The 21562-nt window shown below is 65.3% G+C and carries 21 protein-coding genes; 16 read left to right on the top strand and 5 right to left on the bottom strand.

Going from position 1 to position 21562, the window contains the following annotated elements; translation table 11 throughout:
• The 5 genes from accC to NK8_RS11855 all read right to left on the bottom strand — a co-directional run bounded on the left by accC (position 1) and on the right by NK8_RS11855 (position 3748).
• On the bottom strand, positions 1–1368 hold the full coding sequence (accC, locus tag NK8_RS11875) for an acetyl-CoA carboxylase biotin carboxylase subunit (protein WP_062255370.1): 1368 nt from the start codon (positions 1366–1368) through the stop codon (positions 1–3).
• Between the two features lie 153 nt (positions 1369–1521).
• Positions 1522–1998: an acetyl-CoA carboxylase biotin carboxyl carrier protein gene (gene accB / locus NK8_RS11870; protein ID WP_162066337.1), complete on the bottom strand. Its 477-nt coding sequence runs from the start codon at positions 1996–1998 to the stop codon at positions 1522–1524.
• Between the two features lie 75 nt (positions 1999–2073).
• Complete coding sequence (locus NK8_RS11865; RefSeq protein ID WP_213226462.1) at positions 2074–2337, bottom strand: hypothetical protein; 264 nt, start codon at positions 2335–2337, stop codon at positions 2074–2076.
• A 205-nt stretch (positions 2338–2542) separates the two neighbouring features.
• Positions 2543–3082 (bottom strand): TlpA disulfide reductase family protein, encoded by a 540-nt coding sequence (locus NK8_RS11860; RefSeq protein ID WP_162066335.1) that lies wholly within the window; start codon positions 3080–3082, stop codon positions 2543–2545.
• Positions 3083–3100: 18 nt separating this feature from the next.
• Positions 3101–3748, bottom strand: coding sequence for a UDP-N-acetylmuramate--alanine ligase (locus tag NK8_RS11855; RefSeq protein WP_213226461.1), 648 nt, complete (start codon positions 3746–3748; stop codon positions 3101–3103).
• A 213-nt stretch (positions 3749–3961) separates the two neighbouring features.
• On the opposite strand from NK8_RS11855, the gene mpl reads away from it, so the two are divergent.
• The 16 genes from mpl (at position 3962) to pyrF (ending at position 21562) form a co-directional block, all read left to right on the top strand.
• Complete coding sequence (gene mpl / locus NK8_RS11850; protein ID WP_213226460.1) at positions 3962–5356, top strand: UDP-N-acetylmuramate:L-alanyl-gamma-D-glutamyl-meso-diaminopimelate ligase; 1395 nt, start codon at positions 3962–3964, stop codon at positions 5354–5356.
• A complete protein-coding gene (locus tag NK8_RS11845; RefSeq protein ID WP_213226459.1) occupies positions 5353–5949 on the top strand; it encodes a YqiA/YcfP family alpha/beta fold hydrolase in 597 nt (198 codons plus the stop codon). The genes mpl and NK8_RS11845 overlap by 4 nt, the downstream gene beginning before the upstream one ends.
• A 77-nt stretch (positions 5950–6026) precedes the next feature.
• On the top strand, positions 6027–8081 hold the full coding sequence (locus tag NK8_RS11840) for a ribonuclease catalytic domain-containing protein (RefSeq protein WP_213226458.1): 2055 nt from the start codon (positions 6027–6029) through the stop codon (positions 8079–8081).
• On the top strand, positions 8078–8920 hold the full coding sequence (gene aroE, locus NK8_RS11835) for a shikimate dehydrogenase (protein WP_213226457.1): 843 nt from the start codon (positions 8078–8080) through the stop codon (positions 8918–8920). The genes NK8_RS11840 and aroE overlap by 4 nt, the downstream gene beginning before the upstream one ends.
• A complete protein-coding gene (gene mtgA / locus NK8_RS11830; RefSeq protein WP_213226456.1) occupies positions 8920–9681 on the top strand; it encodes a monofunctional biosynthetic peptidoglycan transglycosylase in 762 nt (253 codons plus the stop codon). The genes aroE and mtgA overlap by 1 nt, the downstream gene beginning before the upstream one ends.
• Before the next feature lie 343 nt (positions 9682–10024).
• Complete coding sequence (locus NK8_RS11825; RefSeq protein WP_162066329.1) at positions 10025–10969, top strand: IclR family transcriptional regulator; 945 nt, start codon at positions 10025–10027, stop codon at positions 10967–10969.
• Entirely contained in the window at positions 10966–11928 is a 963-nt protein-coding gene (locus tag NK8_RS11820; protein ID WP_213226455.1) for a 2-dehydro-3-deoxygalactonokinase, read from the top strand. The genes NK8_RS11825 and NK8_RS11820 overlap by 4 nt, the downstream gene beginning before the upstream one ends.
• Positions 11929–11943: 15 nt before the next feature.
• Positions 11944–12621, top strand: a complete 678-nt coding sequence (locus NK8_RS11815; RefSeq protein ID WP_213226454.1) for a 2-dehydro-3-deoxy-6-phosphogalactonate aldolase — start codon at positions 11944–11946, stop codon at positions 12619–12621.
• On the top strand, positions 12618–13397 hold the full coding sequence (locus NK8_RS11810) for an SDR family oxidoreductase (protein WP_213226453.1): 780 nt from the start codon (positions 12618–12620) through the stop codon (positions 13395–13397). Before NK8_RS11815 ends, NK8_RS11810 begins: the two co-directional genes overlap by 4 nt.
• A gap of 130 nt (positions 13398–13527) precedes the next feature.
• Positions 13528–14535 carry an arabinose ABC transporter substrate-binding protein gene (locus tag NK8_RS11805; protein ID WP_162066325.1) on the top strand — a complete coding sequence of 336 codons (1008 nt, stop codon included), beginning with the start codon at positions 13528–13530 and terminating at the stop codon, positions 14533–14535.
• Between the two features lie 50 nt (positions 14536–14585).
• Positions 14586–16100: an L-arabinose ABC transporter ATP-binding protein AraG gene (araG, locus tag NK8_RS11800; protein WP_213226452.1), complete on the top strand. Its 1515-nt coding sequence runs from the start codon at positions 14586–14588 to the stop codon at positions 16098–16100.
• Positions 16101–16118: 18 nt separating this feature from the next.
• Positions 16119–17135 (top strand): L-arabinose ABC transporter permease AraH, encoded by a 1017-nt coding sequence (araH, locus tag NK8_RS11795; protein WP_061177761.1) that lies wholly within the window; start codon positions 16119–16121, stop codon positions 17133–17135.
• 679 nt (positions 17136–17814) lie between these two features.
• Positions 17815–18603 (top strand): SDR family NAD(P)-dependent oxidoreductase, encoded by a 789-nt coding sequence (locus tag NK8_RS11790; protein ID WP_162066864.1) that lies wholly within the window; start codon positions 17815–17817, stop codon positions 18601–18603.
• Positions 18594–19481, top strand: a complete 888-nt coding sequence (locus NK8_RS11785; protein ID WP_213226451.1) for an SMP-30/gluconolactonase/LRE family protein — start codon at positions 18594–18596, stop codon at positions 19479–19481. The genes NK8_RS11790 and NK8_RS11785 overlap by 10 nt, the downstream gene beginning before the upstream one ends.
• A 90-nt stretch (positions 19482–19571) precedes the next feature.
• The gene (locus tag NK8_RS11780) at positions 19572–20684 is read left to right on the top strand and encodes an aldose 1-epimerase (RefSeq protein WP_213226450.1); all 1113 of its coding nucleotides are present in this window, start codon (positions 19572–19574) and stop codon (positions 20682–20684) included.
• 65 nt (positions 20685–20749) lie between these two features.
• Positions 20750–21562, top strand: coding sequence for an orotidine-5'-phosphate decarboxylase (gene pyrF / locus NK8_RS11775; RefSeq protein ID WP_213226449.1), 813 nt, complete (start codon positions 20750–20752; stop codon positions 21560–21562).

Here is a 21562-nt window from a genome sequence, read left to right as displayed (position 1 = left end):
TTACGACTCTTCCGCCACGGCCGCCTGTCGCGCCGCCAGCTTGTTTTCGAGGTAGTGGATGCTCGTGCCGCCCTCGACGAACTTTGCGTCGATCATCATCTCGCGATGCAGCGGAATGTTGGTCGAGATGCCTTCGACGACCATTTCCGACAGCGCGATACGCATGCGGTTGATCGCCTGCTCGCGCGTCGCGCCGTACGCGATCAGCTTGCCGATCATCGAATCGTAGTTCGGCGGCACGAAGTAGTTGGCGTACGCGTGCGAATCCACGCGGATGCCCGGACCGCCCGGCGTGTGCCACGACGTGATGCGTCCCGGCGAAGGCGTGAACTTGAACGGATCTTCCGCGTTGATGCGGCATTCGATCGCGTGGCCGCGGAACTGGATGTCCTTCTGGCGGATCGAGAGCTTTTCGCCCGCGGCGATGCGGATCTGTTCCTGCACGATGTCGACGCTCGTGATGAGTTCCGTCACCGGATGCTCGACCTGCACGCGCGTGTTCATCTCGATGAAGTAGAACTCGTTGTTCTCGTACAGGAACTCGAAGGTACCCGCGCCGAGATAACCCATCTTCTTGCAGGCGTCGGCGCAGCGGTCGCCGATGCGCTCGATCAGCCGGCGCGCGATGCCCGGCGCCGGCGCTTCCTCGATCACCTTCTGGTGACGGCGCTGCATCGAGCAGTCACGCTCGCCGAGCCAGATCGCGTTGCGGAACGAATCCGACAGCACCTGAATCTCGATGTGGCGCGGATTCTCGAGGAACTTCTCCATGTACACCTGCGGGTTGCCGAAGGCGCGGCCCGCTTCCTCGCGCGTCATGTTGACCGCGTTGACGAGCGCCGCTTCGGTGTGCACCACGCGCATCCCGCGCCCGCCCCCGCCGCCCGCCGCCTTGATGATGACCGGGTAGCCGACCGCGCGCGCAATCTTCACGATCTCGCGCGGATCTTCGGGCAACGCGCCTTCCGAGCCCGGCACGCACGGCACGCCGGTCTTGATCATCGTCTGCTTGGCGGTGACCTTGTCGCCCATCAGGCGGATGGTTTCCGGACGCGGCCCGATGAAGGTGAAGCCCGATTGCTCGACGCGCTCGGCGAAGTCGGCGTTTTCGGAGAGGAAGCCGTAGCCGGGGTGGATGGCCTCGGCGTCAGTGACTTCGGCCGCGCTGATGAGCGCCGGCATGTTCAGGTAGGACAGGTTCGACGGCGCCGGTCCGATACACACGGCTTCGTCGGCCAGCTTGACGTACTTCGCTTCCTTGTCGGCTTCGGAGTAGACGACGACTGTCTTGACGCCCAGCTCGCGGCACGCGCGCTGGATGCGAAGCGCGATTTCGCCGCGGTTCGCAATGAGAATTTTTTCAAACATAGTGGGTCGGCTCATCAACGGGCACGCGCGAGCGGCCCTCGGGGATCCAATCGGCGGCGCGCTTCTCGACGGATCGATGCCGCATGAAGCGCGCCGGGGCGGTGAAGCCGGCGGCGGCTGCGAGGCGCATCCGCGGCACGGCCCGGTGCGCCCTTAGTCGCCGATCACGAAGAGCGGCTGGCCGTACTCGACCGCCTGCCCGTTCTCGACGAGGATTTCCTTCACGACGCCAGCCTTGTCCGATTCGATTTCGTTCAAGAGCTTCATCGCTTCGATGATGCAGAGGGTCTGGCCTTCCTTCACCGTATCGCCGACTTGGATGAACGGGTCCGCACCCGGCGACGGCGCGCGATAGAACGAGCCGACCATCGGCGAAGTCACGACGTGACCCTGCGGTGCGACTACGGCCGGCGCGGCCGCCGAGGCCGGTGCGCCTGCTTCGCCGGCGCCGGCGAAATGCGGCGCGGCCGGCGCTTGCATTTGCGGCGCGTATTGCTGCGGCGCCTGCATGTAGACGGGCGCGGCGTTCTTGACGATGCGAACCTTGCCTTCGCCTTCCGTCACTTCCAGCTCCGAGATGCCGGATTCCGAGACGAGGTCGATCAGCGTTTTCAGTTTACGAAGGTCCATCGAAAATTCCCCTTTCAATACTTGGAGACCGGGATTTGCCCGGCACTTGACTTGATTTGTGGGTGTTCTGACTGCTCAGCCGCGAACCGGCGCGGCCAGCCGGCCGACATGCGCAAACACGCCGCGCATCTCCGCGCCCATGCAAGCGCCGACGGAAACCACGGCAGCGGAATCGGTCGGCACGCCCGACGCGTTCATATCGAACGCGTCATCGTGGTCGCTTCGAAGCGCGCGCCCGGACGACATGACCGCTGCGAATGCTCTGACGCGGCCGGCACCGCTTTCACGGGTGTCGGACTCGACGGCGAGGTAGCCTCGTGGCACCGGCAGAGTTGTCATGGTCGCTTCAGGTTGTGCGGAATTCGGCGCACTTTAGCGCCGTTTAGAGAATTTTGTCTAGTTTTACCGTGCAGGTCGTTCTGAAACGGCGGGAGAAATTACCATCCCAAGCCGTGGGACAAGCCGAATTCCCCGCAAGATCGCCGTACTGTACCTTAACTCGCCGCTTACTTAGCGCAAGCCGCTGCCTAAATGCTGCGAATTTTTACAGGCTGTCGAGAGTGTGCTTCAGTTCGGCGGGATCGACTTCGCCCAATTTTGTCGAGCGGATTTGGCCCTTGGCATCGATCACGACGGTGAACGGCAAGCCGCCGGCATTGTTGCCGAAGCTCCGCGCAAGATCCGCGCCGCCGAAACCGGTGACATAGACCGGGTAGGCGACCGGCACTTTCTTCAGGAAGTCGTTGACGTTTTTCTCGCTGTCGACGCCGAGCCCGATGAACGTGATGCCTTTCTTCTCATAGTCGCGCTGCATCGCGGAGAGGGTCGGCATTTCCTTCACGCACGGCCCGCACCACGAGGCCCAGAAGTTGACGACGACCGGCTTGCCCCGGTACGCCGCGAGCGGCTGCGCCGTGCCCGAGGCGCCGGGCGGCGTCGCTTTCCAGAGTTGTTCGACGGCGTTGCCGCTCGCCGGCGTCGCGGCCACGGTATCGCTGCCGGTGAACAGATGACCCGCGTAGAAACCGCCGACGGTCGCGGCGACCGCGACCACGAGGGCCGCCAGAATGCGTGTGCTTTTCATGAGCGTCCAGAAGAAAGGTCAGCCGCCGACTTCCAGCGGCGGGACATCGGGATGATCGAGCAGCGCGCGCACGGCCGCCGCATTCGCGCGCGCGAGCCGTCCGCGGGCATCCGCGCGCACCGCGCCGCGCAGGTCATCGGCGCCATAGAGCGCGATATGCACGCCGACCGGTTCCTCGCCACGCACCCGATGCAGGAAACTCAGCGTCTCGACATAGCCGCGCCCGGCGAAATGCCGCGTCTCCGATACGTCGTACTGCATGTTCGCGTTCAACAGGTAGATTGCGACTTCCTTCGGATTGTCGCAGAAGCATTGAAGATGGATATCGGAATGCTCGCCCGCCGTGCCATTGAGCACCGCGCCCGTCAGATACGGATCGAAGGGCTTCAGTCGATCCATCCAGTCGAGCGCGACTTCGCGCATGTGACGCAGCACGGCCGGCTGGCTGTCGCCCTGGAAAATCGCCTGGTACGTGCGGATTTCCTCTTCGATCTGGTCGTTATCGGGCAGGAACTCGCCGCCGATCCTGGCTTCGCCGATCACCTGCCGCGCCGCCTTGCGCTTGGCGGTGGCGTAGTCGAGGCCGTCCTCGGCGATCATCCGCGCAGCCGCAATCGCGATTTCCTCGCGCACGCGCTGCGGATCGAAATGTGTTTTGCGAACCATGGCGGGAATGATACTAGAAACGTCAGACGGCCTTTCTGGGACCCGGGCGGCGGACCCGTGCCGCAGGCTCGCGCCCGCGGCGGAACGCCTGGCCTGCTCGGTTACAATATGCGCCTTCAGGCGCCTTTCTGCACGGGTTTGCCCTTAGGTTGACCCGTACGGCGCCGTTTCCTGTTTCGGCATCTCAATCGCCCGCGCGGCGCGACACGGTTTATGCACATCCACATCCTCGGCATCTGCGGCACCTTCATGGGCGGACTCGCCGTCCTGGCGCGCGAAGCGGGCCACAAGGTCACCGGCTGCGACGCGGGCGTCTACCCGCCGATGAGCACGCAGCTCGAAGCGCAGGGCATCGAGTTGATCGAAGGTTTCGGCGTCGAGCAACTCGCGCTCGAGCCGGACCTGTTCGTCATCGGCAACGTCGTGACGCGCGGCAATCCGCTGATGGAAGCCATCTTGGATCGCGGTCTGCCGTACACGTCCGGCCCGCAGTGGCTCGGCGAGCACGTGCTCAACGGCAAATGGGTGCTCGCGGTCGCGGGCACGCACGGCAAGACCACCACGAGCTCCATGCTCGCGTGGCTGCTCGAAGACGCGGGCATGAACCCGGGCTTTCTGATCGGCGGCGTGCCGCTCAACTTCGGCATTTCCGCGCGGCTGACGGATTCGAGCTTCTTCGTCATCGAAGCCGACGAATACGACACCGCATTCTTCGACAAGCGCTCGAAGTTCGTCCATTACCGCCCGCGCACGGCGGTGCTCAACAATCTCGAATTCGATCACGCCGACATCTTTCCCGATCTCGCCGCGATCGAAACGCAATTTCATCATCTTGTGCGAACGGTGCCGGGCATCGGCCGCATCGTGACCAACGGGCGCGAGGACGGGCTGGAGCGCGTGCTCACGCGCGGCTGCTGGTCGGGCGTCGAGCGCTTCGGCGTCGAAGGCGGCTGGCAGGCGTTGCCCGCAACCGATGGCGCGAGCGTCGACCAGCAGTTCGCCGTGTATTGGGAAGGCGAGCGTCAGGGCGTCGTCGACTGGCAGGTGCAGGGCGAGCACAATCGCATGAATGCGCTCGCGGCGATCGCGGCGGCGCGTTCGGTCGGCGTGCCGGCGGCGCAGTCGGTGAAGTCGCTGGCGAGCTTTCGCAACGTCAAGCGGCGCATGGAAGTGAAAGGCAGCGTCGATGGCGTCACCGTCTACGACGACTTCGCGCATCACCCGACGGCGATCGACACGACCGTCGCGGGACTGAGAACGCGCATCGGCCAGGCGCGCATTCTCGCGGTGCTGGAGCCGCGCTCGAACACGATGAAGCTCGGCACGATGAAGGCACAGTTGCCCGCGAGTCTCGCCAATGCGGACCTCGTGTTCGGCTACGGCGCGCGTGAAGGCCGCGACAAGCTCGGCTGGGATCTCGCCGAGGCGTTGTCCCCGCTCGGCGACAAGGCGCGGGCATTCAACGAGATCGAACCTCTGGTGAAGGCGGTCGCGGCAGCCGCGCGCCCCGGCGACCACGTGCTCGTGATGAGCAACGGCGGCTTCGGCGGCGTCCATCAGAAACTGCTCGACGCGCTCTCGGTGCGTGGCGCAGGAGGACATTCGTGATTCTCTATCTGCACGGCTTTCGCTCGTCTCCCCAATCGTTCAAGGCGCGCGTGATGCGCGCGCGTCTCGCGGAACTCGGGCGGCTCGGCGAATGGCAGTGCCCGACGCTGCCGGTGTCGCCGTTCGACGCCGTCGCGCTGGCGGAATCGCTCACGGCGGCCGAGAGCCCGGCCGATGTGACCGTCGTCGGCAGTTCACTGGGCGGCTACTACGCGACCTATCTCGCCGAAAAGCACGGCTGGCGCGCCGTGCTGCTCAATCCCGCGGTCGTGCCGCAGCGCGATCTGAGCCATTTTCTCGGCGAACAGCCGCTGTGGCACGGCGACGGCAGCATCACGGTCTTGCCGCGCCACCTCGACGAGTTGCGCGCGCTTTCCGTCGCCTCGATCACCCGGCCCGAGCGCTACTATCTGATCGCGGCCACCGGCGACGAAGTGCTCGATTACCGCACGATGCTCGACCACTATCCCGGCGCGCGCACCACGCTGATTCAGGGCGGCGATCACGCGATCAGCGACTTCCCGGCGCATCTCGCCGAAGTCCTCGCGTTCTGCGATCAGGCGCCGCCGCTCGTTGCGCCGGCCGCCGCGTGACGCGGGCCAACCCATTCAACCACCGGCGCGCCTGCCGCACGAGCGCGGCCCGGTCCACCGTATTACGAGAGTATTGAGTGAACGTTTTCTTCGAGGAATCGGGTAGTTTCAAGGCCGGATCGGTGCTGTCCAAACAGGGCGACGCGTTCCAGGTCGAGTTGCCGGGCGGGCGGCGCGCGAAGGTGCGCGCCAAAGACGTGCTGATCGAATTCGACAAACCCGCCGCCGGCGATCTGATGCAGGAAGCCGACGCCATCGCGCAGGACATCGATCTCGACTTTCTGTGGGAGTGCGCGCCCGAAGACGAATTCCCGTTCGCGGCGCTCGGCGCGGACTATTTCGGCGACAAGTTCGGTCCCGCCGAACGCGCGGCGCTCGTCCTGCGCATGCACGGCGCGCCGGTATATTTCCGGCGCAAGGGACGCGGCCAGTATCAGCGCGCGCCGCAGGAACAGTTGCAGATGGCGCTGGCCGGGCTGGAGCGCAAGCGTCAGCAGGCGCTCGTGCAGCAGGGCTACGAAGAGGAACTGAAGGCGGGCAAACTGCCCGATGCGCTGAAGGACAAGGCGCTCGGCCTGCTCACCAAACCGGACAAGAACTCCATCGAGTACAAGGCGCTCGAAGCGGCGGCGGCCGCGCGCGGCATCTCGCAGGCGCGTCTGATGCTGGAGTGCGGCGGTATCGCATCGCCGCGCGCGCTGCACGAAGCGCGCTTTCTGTCGGAGCATTTTCCGCACGGCATCGGCTTTCCGTCGGTGCAGCCGGGGCCGCTGCCCGAGGATCTGCCCGAAGCGCATGTCGAAGCCTTCTCCATCGACGACGTCACCACGACAGAAATCGACGACGCGTTTTCCGTCGAGCATCTTTCCGATGGCCGCGTGCGCGTGGGCATCCACATCGCGGCGCCGGCGCTCGGCATCACACGCGGCGACGCGATCGACGCAATCGCGCGCGGGCGTCTGTCGACCGTCTACATGCCCGGCGACAAGATCACGATGCTGCCCGACAACGTCGTCGATGTGTTCACGCTCGGCGAAGGCGGACTGCGCCCGGCGCTGTCGCTGTACATCATCGTGAATCGCGAGACGCAGGATATCGTCGCGACGGAAACGCGCGCCGAGCGCGTGTTCGTGAAGAGCAATCTGCGCCACAACCATCTCGACGAGTTCGTCACCGAGGAAAGCCTCGCGGCGGGCACGGGCGACTATCCGCACAAGGCGGACATCGCGGTGCTGTGGCCGCTCGCGCAGGCGCTCTTCGAGAAGCGGCAGCAGGCGCGCGCCACCTATGGCCTCAAGCGCGAAGTGCAGCGCAACAACGACTTCAACTTCTATGTCGAGGGCGAGCACATCACGATCACGCCGCGCCGTCGCGGCTCGCCGCTCGATCTGATCGTCGCGGAGCTGGCGATTCTCGCGAATTCGTCGTGGGGCGCGTTCCTGAACGATCACGGCGTGCCGGGCATCTATCGCTCGCAGCGCGGTTTCGGCGGGCCGGGCCCGAAGCGCACGCGCATGCAGACGACGCCCGCGCCGCACGAAGGTCTGGGTGTCGCGCAATACGCGTGGAGCACGTCGCCGCTGCGCCGTTACGTTGATCTCGTCAATCAATGGCAACTGATCGCGTGCGTGCAGCACGGCGTGACGGCGAAGCTCGCCGCGCCGTTCAAGCCGAAGGACGCGGACCTTTTCGCCGTCGTGCAGGGCTTCGACGATACCTACACTGCGTATGCCGATCACCAGCGCCGCATGGAGTATTTCTGGTGCCTGCGCTGGCTGAAGCAGGAGAACAGGAAACACGTTCCGGCGTCGGTCATCAAGGACGATCTCGTCCGGCTCGAAGAAATTCCGCTGATTCTGCACGTGCCGGGTCTCGGCGTGCATGCGCGCGGCACGCGCGTGATGCTGGAAGTCGTATCGATCGATGAGCTGACCGTCGAAGCGTCGTGCCGTCTGCTGCACGTCATCGATGCGCCCGCCGCGAGCGCGCCGGTCGAGGAAGAAGAGGCGGAAGAAGAGATCATCGAGACGACCGATCTTTCCGCCGAAAGCGAAGCCGAAGCGCAGGCGGAAGCGCCGGCGGAGCAGCCACAACCGGAAACGCCGGACAACGCGCAGGAACCGACGCCATGAAAGACCGGTACGCGGTGATCGGCAATCCGATCGAGCACAGCAAATCGCCGTGGATTCACGCGAAGTTCGCCGCGCAGACCGGCGAGCCCATCGAATACGGGCGCATTCTCGGGCCGCTCGGCGGTTTCGAGCGTGAGGTGAAGCAATTCATCGCGTCGGGCGGACGCGGCATGAACGTCACGGTGCCGTTCAAGCTCGAAGCGCACGCACTCGCGGATTCACTGTCGCCGCGGGCGGCGGCGGCGGGCGCGGTGAACACGCTGGCCTTCGGTCCCGATGGCGTGCGCGGCGACAACACCGACGGCGTCGGGCTCGTGCGCGACATCGAAGTGAATCTCGGCGTGAGCCTGAAAGGCGCGCGCATCCTGCTACTGGGCGCGGGCGGGGCGGCGCGCGGCGTCGTGTTGCCGATCTTCGATCGCGCGCCTGCGGCGCTCACCATCGTCAATCGCACGGCGGCGAAGGCGCAGCAACTCGTCGAGCAGTTCGCCGGCAACGCGGCCGAATGCGGCGTGCGCTTTTCGGGCGGCGGCGCGGACAGCGCCGAAGCGGGCCGCTACGACGTGGTCGTCAACGCGACCGCGGGCAGCCTCGACGCCGCCTTGCCCGATTGCGACGACAGCGCGTTCGGCGCGGGCACGCTCGCCTACGACATGATGTACGGCGCGCAGCCGACCGTTTTCATGCAGCACGCGTCGAAACTCGGCGCGCGCGCGTCGGACGGCCTCGGCATGCTGGTCGAGCAGGCCGCCGAATCGTTCTTCATCTGGCGCGGCGTGCGCCCGGACGGTGGCGCGGTGCTGCGCGAATTGCGCCAGGCGCTCGCAGCCAAAGCCTGATGACGACCGCGCCGCTCGGCAGCCGCACGCCCACCGGCACGCCGCGCGTGCGACGCGCGGTGCGGCTCGGTCCGGCGCGCTGGATCGTTTATGGCGTCTCGGTGCTCGGCATCGCGTTCATCGCGACGCAGCTCTACTTTTTCGCGCAGATCGGCATCTGGACGGTAGTGAATCCCGGACCGACCGCGTTCATGCGCGCCGACGCGTGGACGCTGGCGAAGACGCATCCGGACATTGCGTTGCAACGCACCTGGGTACCGTACGACCAGATTTCGCGCAACCTGAAGCGCGCGATCATCGCGTCTGAAGACGCCAACTTCGTCAACAACAACGGCTACGAAACCGACGCCATCCTGCAGGCGTGGGAGAAGAATAAATCGCGCGGGAAGATCGTCGCGGGCGGTTCGACCATTTCGCAGCAGCTCGCGCGCAATCTGTTCCTCTCGCGTGAGAAGAGCTATGTGCGCAAGGCGCAGGAGCTGGTCATCACCTGGATGCTCGAATTCTGGTGGACCAAGGAACGCATCTTCGAGATCTATCTGAATTCCGTCGAATGGGGCAACGGCGTGTACGGCGCCGAAGCTGCGGCGCAGCATTACTACAAGACGTCGGCGGCGAAACTCACCGCTTGGCAGAGCGCGCGGCTCGCCGTGATGCTGCCGCGTCCCAAGTATTTCGACGACCATCGCAATGCGCCGTATCTGTCGCAGCGGGCCGGCGTCATCGCGCGGCGGATGGGGGCGGCGGAGTTACCGCAGTGAAATTTAGCTTTGCCAAACTAAACAATGTAAAGCCCTGATTTATCAGGGCTTTTTTGTTTTCAGAAGGCTGTCGATAGTCAGGTTTCCTCCCAACATCTGAGCAGTGCGATCACATATTGAATTATTCGGAGAGGCGGAACTACAATCCGACCAAGCCAAACGGCACATGCGTGCAAAGACCGGGAGAAACCGGCTCGCACGACCAGAACAACGGAGACACGTCATGCACTCGATCGCCTGCCCGCGCTCGCGGGCCTCATCGCACGATCCGCACGCTGATTCGACTTTGCGCGCCATCCGCCGCGCATCGCGATCCACGCGCTGATCGACGAGGACGCGCGCCATGACCCAATTTCAGAATCCGGAAACCGACGCCGCCGAAGCGCAAGCCGCGCATACCAGCGGCCCGCGCGCGAAGCCGAGCGGCGCGAGCGCAACGAAACATCTGCCCGATCCCGACGCGATCGCACTGCCGAGCGCACTCGTCGACATCACGCCGCAACAGGCCGGCACGCAGACGCTGCTGCGCGGCCTCGCGATTCTCGAAGCCGCCGCCAACGGCGCGCGCGATCTGCGCTCGTTCGGCGCGGCGCTCGGCACGACGCGCAGCACCACGCACCGGCTCGTCAGCTCGCTCGTGCAGGCGCGCTATCTGCGCCAAGTGCAGGGCGGCTATCTGCTCGGACCGAAGCTCATCGAACTGGGCACGATCGCGCTGGAACAGATGCCGCTCACGACGGTCGCGCGCCCGCACTTGCAGGCGCTCGCCGATCACACGCACGACACCATCCACCTCGGCGTGCGCGACGGCGACGACGTGCTCTACATCGACAAGATTCCCGGCACGCGCGGCCTCGAGATGCGCTCGCGCGTCGGGCACCGCATGCCGCTCGCGTCGACGGGCATCGGCAAGGCAATGATGCTCGACCTCGAAGCGAACGCGTGGAAGAGGCTGCTCGACGCGTCGCATCGCGCGCTCGCGAAGACGAGCTTCAAGCCCGATAACCGCCCCGACTTCGACACCTTCCTGCAGCGCATGACGCGCTATTCGCAAGGCGGTTTCACCTTCGATCTCGAAGAGAACGAAGCGTCGATCCGCTGCGTCGCCGCGCCCGTGCGCGACGCGTCGGGCGCGATCGTCGCGGCGTTGTCGGTGGCAAGCACGATTCCCTATATGCCGCACGAGCGCATGGAAGAACTGATTCCGGTCTTGCAGCGCGAGGCGCGCGCGATCTCCGAGGAACTCGGCTGGCGCGCGCCGCAGTCCGCGCGCAGGATCAAGCGATGAGCGCGGCGGCACTGATCGCGCTCGACTGGGGCACGACGTCCCTGCGCGCCTATCTGCTCGGCGCCGACGGCGTCGCGCTCGATACGCGCGCATCGCCGGCGGGCATCATGAACCTGCCCGCAGGCGGCTTCGATCAGGCGTTCGAGGAAACCTGCGGCGCGTGGCTCGATGCTGCCCGGGTTCCCGTCATCGCGGCGGGCATGGTCGGCAGCGCGCAGGGCTGGGTGGAAGCGCCGTACGTCGAAACGCCGGCGGGCGCGGATGCGCTCGTCGCGGGCATCGTCAAGGTGAAGACGGCGCGCGGCGTCACGGTGCATGTCGTGCCGGGCGTGCTGGAGCCGGGCGCGTTGCCGAACGTGATGCGCGGCGAGGAAACGCAGATCTTCGGCGCGCTCGCCAGCGACCCTGCGTCGGGCGCGGCGGGCGGCGCGCTGATTGGCTTGCCGGGCACGCACGCGAAATGGGTGTTCGTGAACGATGAGCGCATCGAGCGCTTCTACACCTTCATGACCGGCGAGACCTTCGGCGCGCTGCGCGATCACACGATCCTCGGCCGCACGATGCATCCGAGCCCGACGCACGATGAACTGGTATTTCTACGCGGCGTCGATACCGCGCGCGATGCCGGTCATCCCGGCGTGCTCGCGACGATCTTCAGCACGCGCACCCTCGGCCTTACCGGCCAGCTTACGGCGGAGCAGCAGCCGGACTATCTGTCGGGCCTCCTGATCGGTCACGAATTGCGCGGCCTGAACGAAGTGCTCGCGCGCCAGCAGGCGTCGCTCGCGGGCCGCACGCTGCGGCTGATCGGCAACGACGCGCTCTGCGACCGCTATCGCACCGCGCTCGCGCGCTTCGGTTGCCACGATGCCACGACGGTCGCGCACGCCACCGAACACGGCCTTTACCGTATCGCAGCCCTTGCCGGGCTGGTTGCCGCGCCCGCGCGCGCGGCCTGAGAAGGAGCGAAAACGATGCAGCCTCCCATCAATCTGCCCGCGCCGTACGGCATGCACGCCGGTCTCGCGAAGGCGTTCGCCGCGTGTCCGTTGATCGCGATCCTGCGCGGCGTCACGCCGGCCGAAGCCGCCGAACATGGCCGCGCGCTGTACGAAGCGGGCTTTCGCATCGTCGAGGTGCCGCTCAATTCGCCGCAGCCGTTCGACAGCATCGCGGCGATCCGTCAGACGCTGCCCGCCGATGCGATCGTCGGCGCGGGAACGGTGCTGCATCCGAGTTATGTCGACAGCGTGAAGGCAGCGGGCGGCGAACTCATTGTGATGCCGCACAGCGACGCCGATGTCGTACGCGCCGCCAAGGCGCAAGGCCTCGCGTGCGCGCCGGGCGTCGCGACGCCGAACGAGGCGTTTCTCGCGCTCAAAGCAGGCGCGGACGTGCTGAAGATGTTCCCCGCCGAACAGCTCGGCCCGACGGTGACGAAGGCCTGGCGCGCGGTGATCGCGAACGAGGTGCCGCTCGTGCCGGTCGGCGGAATCTCGCCGGACAACATGGGGCCGTTTCTGAGCGCGGGCGCGAACGGCTTCGGCCTCGGCTCGGCGCTGTACAAGCCGGGCCAGGGCGCGGACGTGACCGCGCAGCACGCGAAGGCCTTCATCGACGGGCTCGCGAAAGCGCGAGGCGAAACGAGATGAACCGCCTCGCCGGCAAAGTGACGATGGTCACGGGCGCGGGACGCGGCATCGGCGCCGCGATCGCGCTGGCGTTCGCGCGCGAGGGCGCAGCGGTGGCGCTCGCCGAACTCGACATCGACACGGCGCGCGCGAGCGCGGAGCGCATCGCGTCGGAAGTCAGCGGCGCGCGCGTGATCGCGGTGCCGACGGACGTGACGCAGAGCGCGCAGGTGAAACAGGCGGTCGAGCAGATCGAAGCGTCGCTGGGTCCGATCGATGTGCTCGTGAACAACGCGGGCATCAACGTGTTCTGCGACCCGCTCACGATGACCGACGACGACTGGCGCCGCTGCTTCGCCGTCGATCTCGACGGCGTGTGGAACGGCTGCCGCGCCGTGCTGCCGGGCATGGTCGCGCGTGGCAGCGGGAGCATCGTGAATATCGCGTCGACGCACGCTTTCAAGATCATTCCGGGCTGCTTTCCGTATCCGGTGGCGAAGCACGGCGTGATCGGGCTTACACGCGCGCTCGGCATCGAGTACGCGCCGAACAACGTGCGCGTGAATGCGATCGCGCCGGGTTACATCGAAACGCAGTTGACGCTGGACTGGTGGGATTCGCAAGCCGACCCGAAGGCCGCGCGTGCCGCGACGCTCGATCTTCAGCCGATGAAGCGCATCGGCCAGCCGCAGGAAGTCGCGATGACGGCGGTGTTTCTCGCCTCCGACGAGGCGCCGTTCATCAACGCGAGCTGCATCACCGTCGATGGCGGGCGCTCCGCGCTGTACCACGACTGAACCACGAACTACCGAAAGAATGACGCACTGGCCGCGGTGCGGCATCACCATAAAAAACACGGCCACACACCTTCGTAGCGCCCGTGCGCGGGCATTTTTTTCGACATCGGAAAAAGTCGGGAGACAAAAAATGAAACGCAGACTGTTCCTCACGCTGATCGCCGCCGCCACGGCAACGAGTGCGTCCATGATCGCCGCGCCCGTCGCGCAGGCCGCGGACGAGGTCAAGATCGGCTTCCTCGTGAAGCAGCCCGAAGAGCCGTGGTTCCAGGACGAATGGAAGTTCGCCGAAATGGCCGCGAAAGAGAAGGGCTTCACGCTCGTGAAGATCGGCGCGCCGTCGGGTGAAAAGGTGATGAGCGCGATCGACAATCTCGCCGCGCAGAAGGCGCAGGGCTTCATCATCTGCACGCCGGACGTGAAGCTCGGACCGGGCATCGTCGCCAAGGCGAAGGCCGACAAGCTCAAGATCATGACGGTCGATGACCGCCTGGTCGACGGCTCCGGCAAGCCGATCGAGTCCGTGCCGCACATGGGCATCTCGGCCTACAACATCGGCAAGCAGGTGGGCGACGGCATCGCGGCCGAGATCAAGAAGCGCGGCTGGGACATGAAGGACGTCGGCGCGATCGACGTGACCTACGAACAGTTGCCGACCGCGCATGACCGCACCGCCGGCGCAACCGACGCGCTCGTCGCCGCCGGTTTCCCGAAGGCGAACATCATCATGGCGCCGCAGGCGAAGACCGACACCGAGAACGCGTTCAACGCCGCGAACATCGCGCTCACGAAGAATCCGCAGTTCAAGCACTGGGTCGCTTACGCGCTCAACGACGAGGGCGTGCTCGGCGCGGTGCGCGCGGCGGAAGGGCGCGGCTTCAAGGCGGACAACATGATCGGCATCGGCATCGGCGGTTCGGACTCGGCACTCAACGAGTTCAAGAAGCCGAATCCGACGGGCTTCTACGGCACCGTGATCATCAGCCCGAAGCGTCACGGCGAAGAGACCTCCGAGCTGATGTACGCGTGGATCAAGGACGGCAAGGCGCCGCCGCCGCTCACGCTCACGACCGGCATGCTCGCCACGCGTGAGAACGTGGCTTCGGTGCGTCAGCAGATGGGCCTGGCATCGAACTAAAGCTTTGCGGGCCGTATGAAAGTACGGCCCGCGCGAATTCAGGAGGCGATGTGTCAGCGACGCTGCGTTTTGACAATATCGGCAAGGTGTTTCCAGGCGTGCGCGCGCTCGACGGCGTGTCGTTCGACGTCAACGCCGGCGAAGTTCACGGTCTGATGGGCGAGAACGGCGCGGGTAAATCGACCTTGCTCAAGATTCTCGGCGGCGAGTATCAGCCCGATTCGGGGCGCGTGCTCATCGACGACAACGAAGTGCATTTCGCGAGCGCGGCGGCTTCGATCGCGTCGGGCATCGCGGTGATTCATCAGGAATTGCAGTACGTGCCAGATTTGACCGTGTCCGAGAACCTGCTGCTCGGCGCGCTGCCGAACCGGCTCGGCTGGGTGAACAAGCGCGCGGCGAAGGCGCACGTGCGCGAACGGCTTGCCGCGATGGGCGTCGATCTCGACCCGAACGCGAAGCTGCGCAAGCTGTCCATCGCGCAGCGGCAGATGGTCGAAATCTGCAAGGCGTTGCTGCGCAACGCGCGCGTGATCGCGCTCGACGAGCCGACGAGTTCGCTGTCGCACCGCGAGACGGAAGTGCTCTTCAAGCTCGTGCGCGACCTGAAGGCGGACAACCGCGCGCTGATCTACATTTCGCATCGCATGGACGAGATCTACGAACTCTGCGATGCCTGCACGATCTTCCGCGACGGCCGCAAGATCGCGTCGCATCTGTCGCTCGCCGACGTGCCGCGCGACACGCTCGTGCAGGAAATGGTCGGCCGCGAAATCAGCGACATCTACAACTATCGGGCGCGGCCGCTCGGCGACGTGCGCTTTTCGGTTGCGAACGTGCAGGGCGACGCGTTGAGCGCACCCGCGAACTTCGATGTGAAGCGCGGTGAAATCGTCGGATTTTTCGGGCTGGTGGGCGCGGGCCGCAGCGAGCTGATGCATCTCGTCTACGGCGCGGACAAGAAGAAGGAAGGCACGATCACGCTCGACGGCCAGCCGATCAAGGTACGCAGCACGGGCGAAGCGATTCGTCACGGCATCGTGCTGTGTCCGGAGGATCGCAAGGAAGAGGGCATCGTCGCGATCGCGACGGTCGCGGAGAACATCAACATCTCGTGCCGCCGTCACTATCTGCGCGGCGGCCTCTTTCTGGATCGCAAGAAGGAGGCGCAGACGGCCGAACGCTTCATCCAGCTTCTGAAGATCAAGACGCCGAGCCGCAAGCAGCGCATCCGTTTTCTGTCGGGCGGCAATCAGCAGAAGGCGATTCTGTCGCGCTGGCTCGCGGAGCCGGATCTGAAGGTGGTGATCCTCGACGAGCCGACGCGCGGCATCGACGTCGGCGCGAAGCACGAGATCTATAACGTCATCTATCAGCTTGCCGAGCGCGGCTGCGCGATCGTGATGATTTCGTCGGAGCTGCCGGAAGTGCTCGGCGTGTCCGACCGGATCATCGTGATGCGGCAGGGGCGGATCGCGGGCGAACTGCCGCGCGAGAAGGCGAACGAACAGGCGGTGCTGAGTCTCGCGCTGCCGCAGAGCGATAGCGTCGCCGAAGCGGCGTAAGGAAAAGAGGAGCGAATCATGGAAGCAAGAGAAAACATCGTGGGGCAGGCGACGGAAACCGTCGCGAATGCGCTGATCCCGCAGAAGAACGACAAGCAGAAGTGGTGGCAGCAGATCACGGAGTACAGCCTGATCGTGATCTTCATCGTCATGTTCCTGACGATGTCGCTGACCGTGGATCACTTCTTTTCGATCGAGAACATGCTCGGTCTGGCGCTGTCGATCTCGCAGATCGGCATGGTTGCCTGCACGATGATGTTCTGTCTCGCGTCGCGCGATTTCGACCTGTCGGTCGGGTCGACGATCGCGTTCGCCGGCGTGCTTTGCGCGATGGTGCTCAACGCGACCGACAACACGGCGATTGCGATTGTCGCGGCCGTGGCGGCGGGTGCCGTGATCGGTTTCGTGAACGGCGCGGTGATCGCCTATCTGCGCATCAACGCGCTGATCACCACGCTGGCGACGATGGAGATCGTGCGCGGGCTCGGGTTCATCGTGTCGCACGGGCAGGCGGTCGGGGTGTCGTCGGATACGTTCATCGCGCTCGGCAGTTTGTCGATGCTCGGGATTTCCCTGCCTATCTGGGTGACGCTTGCGTGCTTCATCGTTTTTGGCGTATTGCTCAACCAGACTGTGTATGGACGCAATACCTTGGCGATCGGCGGTAATCCGGAGGCTTCGCGGCTCGCGGGGATCAATGTCGAGCGCACGCGGGTGTGGATCTTTTTGATTCAGGGCGCGGTCACCGCGCTGGCGGGTGTCATTCTCGCTTCGCGGATCACGTCGGGGCAGCCGAATGCGGCTCAAGGTTTCGAGCTGAACGTGATTTCGGCTTGCGTGCTGGGTGGGGTTTCGCTGCTCGGCGGGCGGGCGACGATTTCTGGCGTCGTGATTGGGGTGCTGATCATGGGCACCGTCGAGAACGTCATGAATCTGCTGAATATCGATGCGTTTTATCAGTATCTTGTGCGGGGAGCGATTTTGCTTGCAGCCGTGTTGCTTGATCAGTTGAAGAATCGCGGGTCGAGGGATTGATGGTGGTGCGCTTGGTGCCTTCGTGGAATCCTGATTTCGCGTCGGTCTATTTGCGTTGCCCCTGTGCGGGGCGGCAGTCACTTTCTTTGCTGCTGCAAAGAAAGTAACCAAAGAAAGCAGCTCGAGCCGCCCGCGGTCACACGCAATTTGGCCACTATTCTCGTTGTTCGTGGACTCAGTAGCGAGTGCCCTCGTAGGCCTAACCGGGCTTGGACCGCGCACGGTCTGACGAGCTAGAACGTATAGCGTGCTGGTTCAGCACGAAAGAGCTTCGGCACAGCGCTACGCGCTGCCGTTGGGAATGCAAGGGAAAACCGACGAAGCGCCGATGCAGTGAGATGGAGGTGTTAGCACAGAAGCACGAGCAGACCCGATGGACCGGTCGGCCGCGAAGCGGGCCGGAGCCATATGGTGCTGAACCAGGCACGCACGCGGCGCGATGTGGCAGACCGTGCGCGGTCCAAGCAGGATGTGGCCTATGAGGGCACTCGCTACAGAGGCCACGGGTGAGGAGAAGGATACCCAAATTGCGTGTGACCGCGGGCGTATCGAGCTGCTTTCTTTGGTTACTTTCTTTGCAGCAGCAAAGAAAGTGACTGCCGCCCCGCACAGGGGCAGTGCTAATAGACCGACACGAACTCAGGATTCCCTAGAAGCGCAGGCAAAGAGACAAAACGACATGGCACAAATCGACAAACACCTCGCAAGATACCCCAGCCTGCAAGGCAAAACCGTCCTGATAACCGGCGGCGCGACCGGCATCGGCGAGGCCTTCGTCGAACACTTCTTCGATCAAGGCGCGAAAGTCGCCTTCTTCGACATCGACACCGACGCGGGCGAATCCCTCGCCGACCGCCTCGGCGCGGCCTTGCAGCCAACCCAGACCCGCCCGATGTTCCTCAACATCGACCTCACCGACATCGACGCCTTGCGCAAAGGCATCGCGGACGTCCGAACGGCATTCGGCCCGATCACCGTGCTCGTCAACAACGCCGCCAACGACAAGCGCCACAAGATCGAGGACGTCACGCCCGAGTCCTACGATGCGGGCATCGCGGTCAACATCCGCCATCAGTTCTTCGCGGCTCAGGCGGTGATCGAAGACATGAAGCAATCGGGCGGCGGCTCGATCGTCAATCTGGGCTCGATCAGCTGGATGCTCAAGCAAGGCAACTTCCCCGTCTACGTCACGGCGAAATCGGCCGTACAAGGCATGACGCGCGGCCTCGCGCGCGATCTCGGCAAGTTCGGCATCCGCGTGAACACGCTCGTACCCGGCTGGGTCATGACCGAAAAGCAGAAGCGCCTCTGGCTCGACGACGCCGGCCGCGAAGCGATCAAGCAAGGCCAGTGCATCGACGCGGAATTGCTGCCCGCGCATCTCGCCCGCGCCGCGCTCTTTCTTGCCTCGGACGACAGCAGCATGCTGACCGCGCAAGACATCATCGTCGACGGAGGATGGGCCTGATGAACTCGACTCGCGCGCAGCTTCTCATCGACAGCCGATGCTCGCTCGGCGAGGGCGCGACGTGGTGCGCCGCGAGCGGCCGCTTCTGGTGGACCGACATCGAAGGCAACACGCTGTGGCGCTACGATCCGTGCGACGGCGCGAGCGAATCGTTCGCCATGCCCGAGCGGCTCGGATGCTTCACGCCGTGCGCCGATGCGCGTTTCCTGCTGCTCGGGCTCGCGTCGCGGCTCGCGTTCTACGAGATCGCGACGGGCAGGATCGAGACCCTCATGGAAGTCGAAGCCGATCTGCCGACGCGCCTGAACGACGGCCGCTGCGATCGCGAGGGACGCTTCGTATTCGGCACGAAGCACGATGTCGACGACGCGCAGGCGATCGGCGGGTTTTATCGGTTGAACCGGGATTTGTCGCTCGAACGGCTGCCGCTCGGAAATTGCGCGATCTCGAACAGCATCGGTTTTTCCCCCGACGGCGCGACGATGTATTACTGTGACTCGCCGACGCGCCAGATCCGCGTCTGCGAATACCCGACGTTTTCGAATGACCGCGTGTTCGTCGAATTGACCGACGCGACCGGCGTGCCGGATGGTTCCATCGTCGATGCCGAAGGCGGTTTGTGGAACGCGCAGTGGGGCGGCGCGCGGGTGGTGCGATATGGGCGCGATGGCCGCGAGACGGCGCGCATCGACGTGCCGACCGCGCAGCCGAGTTGCGCCGCGTTCGGCGGCGCCGATTTCGGCACGCTGTATGTGACGAGCGCGCGCATCGGCCTCGACGACACGGCACTCGGAAGCGATGCGCACGCCGGCGGCGTGTTTGTCGCGACACCCGGCGCGCGCGGCATCGCCGAAGCCGTTTTCGCAGGCAAGGCGTAACGAAGAGAACACCGAGACGGCGCGCGACGACGCGTCGTCCGGCCTGCCCCGGCGGCGCCGGGTTTTTCGCCTCTCGATGGAGCACGAGTCATGGCTGTTGCGCGCACAGAGCAAAGACCGAATCCTGCATCGACGTCCACGGCGCAGGCGAACGCCCGCCGCTCCAGGCTGGCCGCCGCGGCCGAGCCACCCATCCGTCCCGGCCCGGGCACGGCGGTCGTCGCGATCGGCGGATCGCACACCGAAGGCTGCATCACCCTCGCCAACGCGCATCTGCGGCTCGAACTCGCGCCGTCGCTCGGCGGCGGCATCACGCGCTTCGACTGGCGTCACGAAGGCGCGCTGGTGCCGATCTTCCGGCCCTGCGCCGAACCCGGTCCGGATACCGATCCGAATCAGCTCGCGTGCTATCCGCTCCTGCCGTATTCGAACCGCATCGGCGACGGGCGCTTTCAGTTCTCCGGACGCTCCATCGACGTGCCGTGCAATCGCGCGGGCGAACCGCTGCCGCTGCATGGCGACGGCTGGCTCGGCGCGTGGCAGGTCGAAGCGGAGGACGCGGAAGATGCGGGGCGCGCGCGTCTCACGCTCGATCGCAGCGACGGCAAGCCGTATTCGTTTCGCGCCGCGCAGACCTACACGCTCGACGAAGCCACGCTCGTCGTCACTCTCGATGTCGAGAACACCGGCGACGAAGCGTTGCCGTTCGGCCTCGGGCTGCATCCGTTTCTGATGCGCGAGGCCGACACGGAGTTGTCGGCGGCGGCGGGCGGCGTGTGGCTGTGCGGCGACGACTGGCTGCCGGTGCGGCATGTGCCGACGCCGCCGGCGTGGCAGTTCGGCGTCGCGTATCCGATGCCGTCCGAGATGGTGAACAACGCGTTCACGGGATGGAGCGGGCGCACGAGCGTGCTGTGGCCGAAGCGGCGCCTGTCGCTGACGATCGCCGCCGATACCGACTACTACGTGCTGTACGCGCCGCCCGGCGAGAGCTTCTTCTGTTTCGAGCCGGTCGATCATCCGGTCAACGCGGTGAATCTGCCCGGCGGCGGGGAAGCGCACGGCATGACCGTGCTCGCGCCGGGCGAGCGGCTCTCGCGGGAGTTTCGCTTCACGGTCGAACGCACCGGAGAAGCGGCGCGGCGTGCACGGCCGCGCACGCGCGCGGGAGCGAAGGCGCGGGCGAGAAGCGCATCGCGCTGATGTCCGGGAGACGGCGATGCCACGCACGTTAAAATGCGTGGCATCGACGTTCAACGAATCCCGCCATGTCCTTCATTCAGTCTCTCAACGCCGCGTGGTCGCGCACGCAATCGCTTCTGTGCGTCGGCCTCGACCCTGAGCCCGCGAAATTTCCCGCCGCGCTCAACGGCCGCGCCGATGCGATCTTCGAATTCTGCAAGACCATCGTCGATGCGACCGCACCATATGCGTCGTCGTTCAAGCCGCAGATCGCGTACTTCGCGGCGCATCGCGCCGAAGACCAGCTCGAAGCGCTGATCGCGCACATCCACGAAAAGCACGCCGGCATTCCGGTGATCCTCGATGCGAAGCGCGGCGATATCGGCAGCACGGCCGAGCAGTACGCGAAGGAAGCGTTCGAGCGCTATCGGGCGGATGCCGTGACGGTCAATCCGTACATGGGTTTCGATTCGATCGAGCCGTATCTCGAACATGAAGGCCGGGGCGTGATCGTGCTGTGCCGCACGTCGAACGCGGGCGGCTCCGATCTGCAATTCCTCACGACCGACGGCAAGCCGCTGTATCAGGTCGTCGCGACGCTCGCCGCCGAAAAGTGGAACGCGAGCGGCCAGCTCGGGCTGGTCGTCGGCGCGACGTTCCCGAAGGAAATCGAAACCGTGCGGGGCATCGTCGGCGATATGCCGTTGTTGATTCCCGGCATCGGCGCGCAAGGCGGCGATGTCGAAGCGACCGTGCGCGCGGGCCGCACCGCGAACGGCACGGGCATGCTGATCAACTCGTCGCGCGCGATCATCTACGCGAGCAAGGGCGACGACTACGCACAAGCCGCCGCCGAAGCGGCGAAGAAGACGCGCGATACGATCAACGCGTATCGCTGA

It is taken from the genome of Caballeronia sp. NK8 (assembly GCF_018408855.1).
Taxonomy (GTDB): Bacteria; Pseudomonadota; Gammaproteobacteria; order Burkholderiales; family Burkholderiaceae; genus Caballeronia.
The sequence above is the reverse complement of the archived record's forward strand: the minus strand, read 5'-3'. Positions and strand labels throughout refer to the sequence as shown.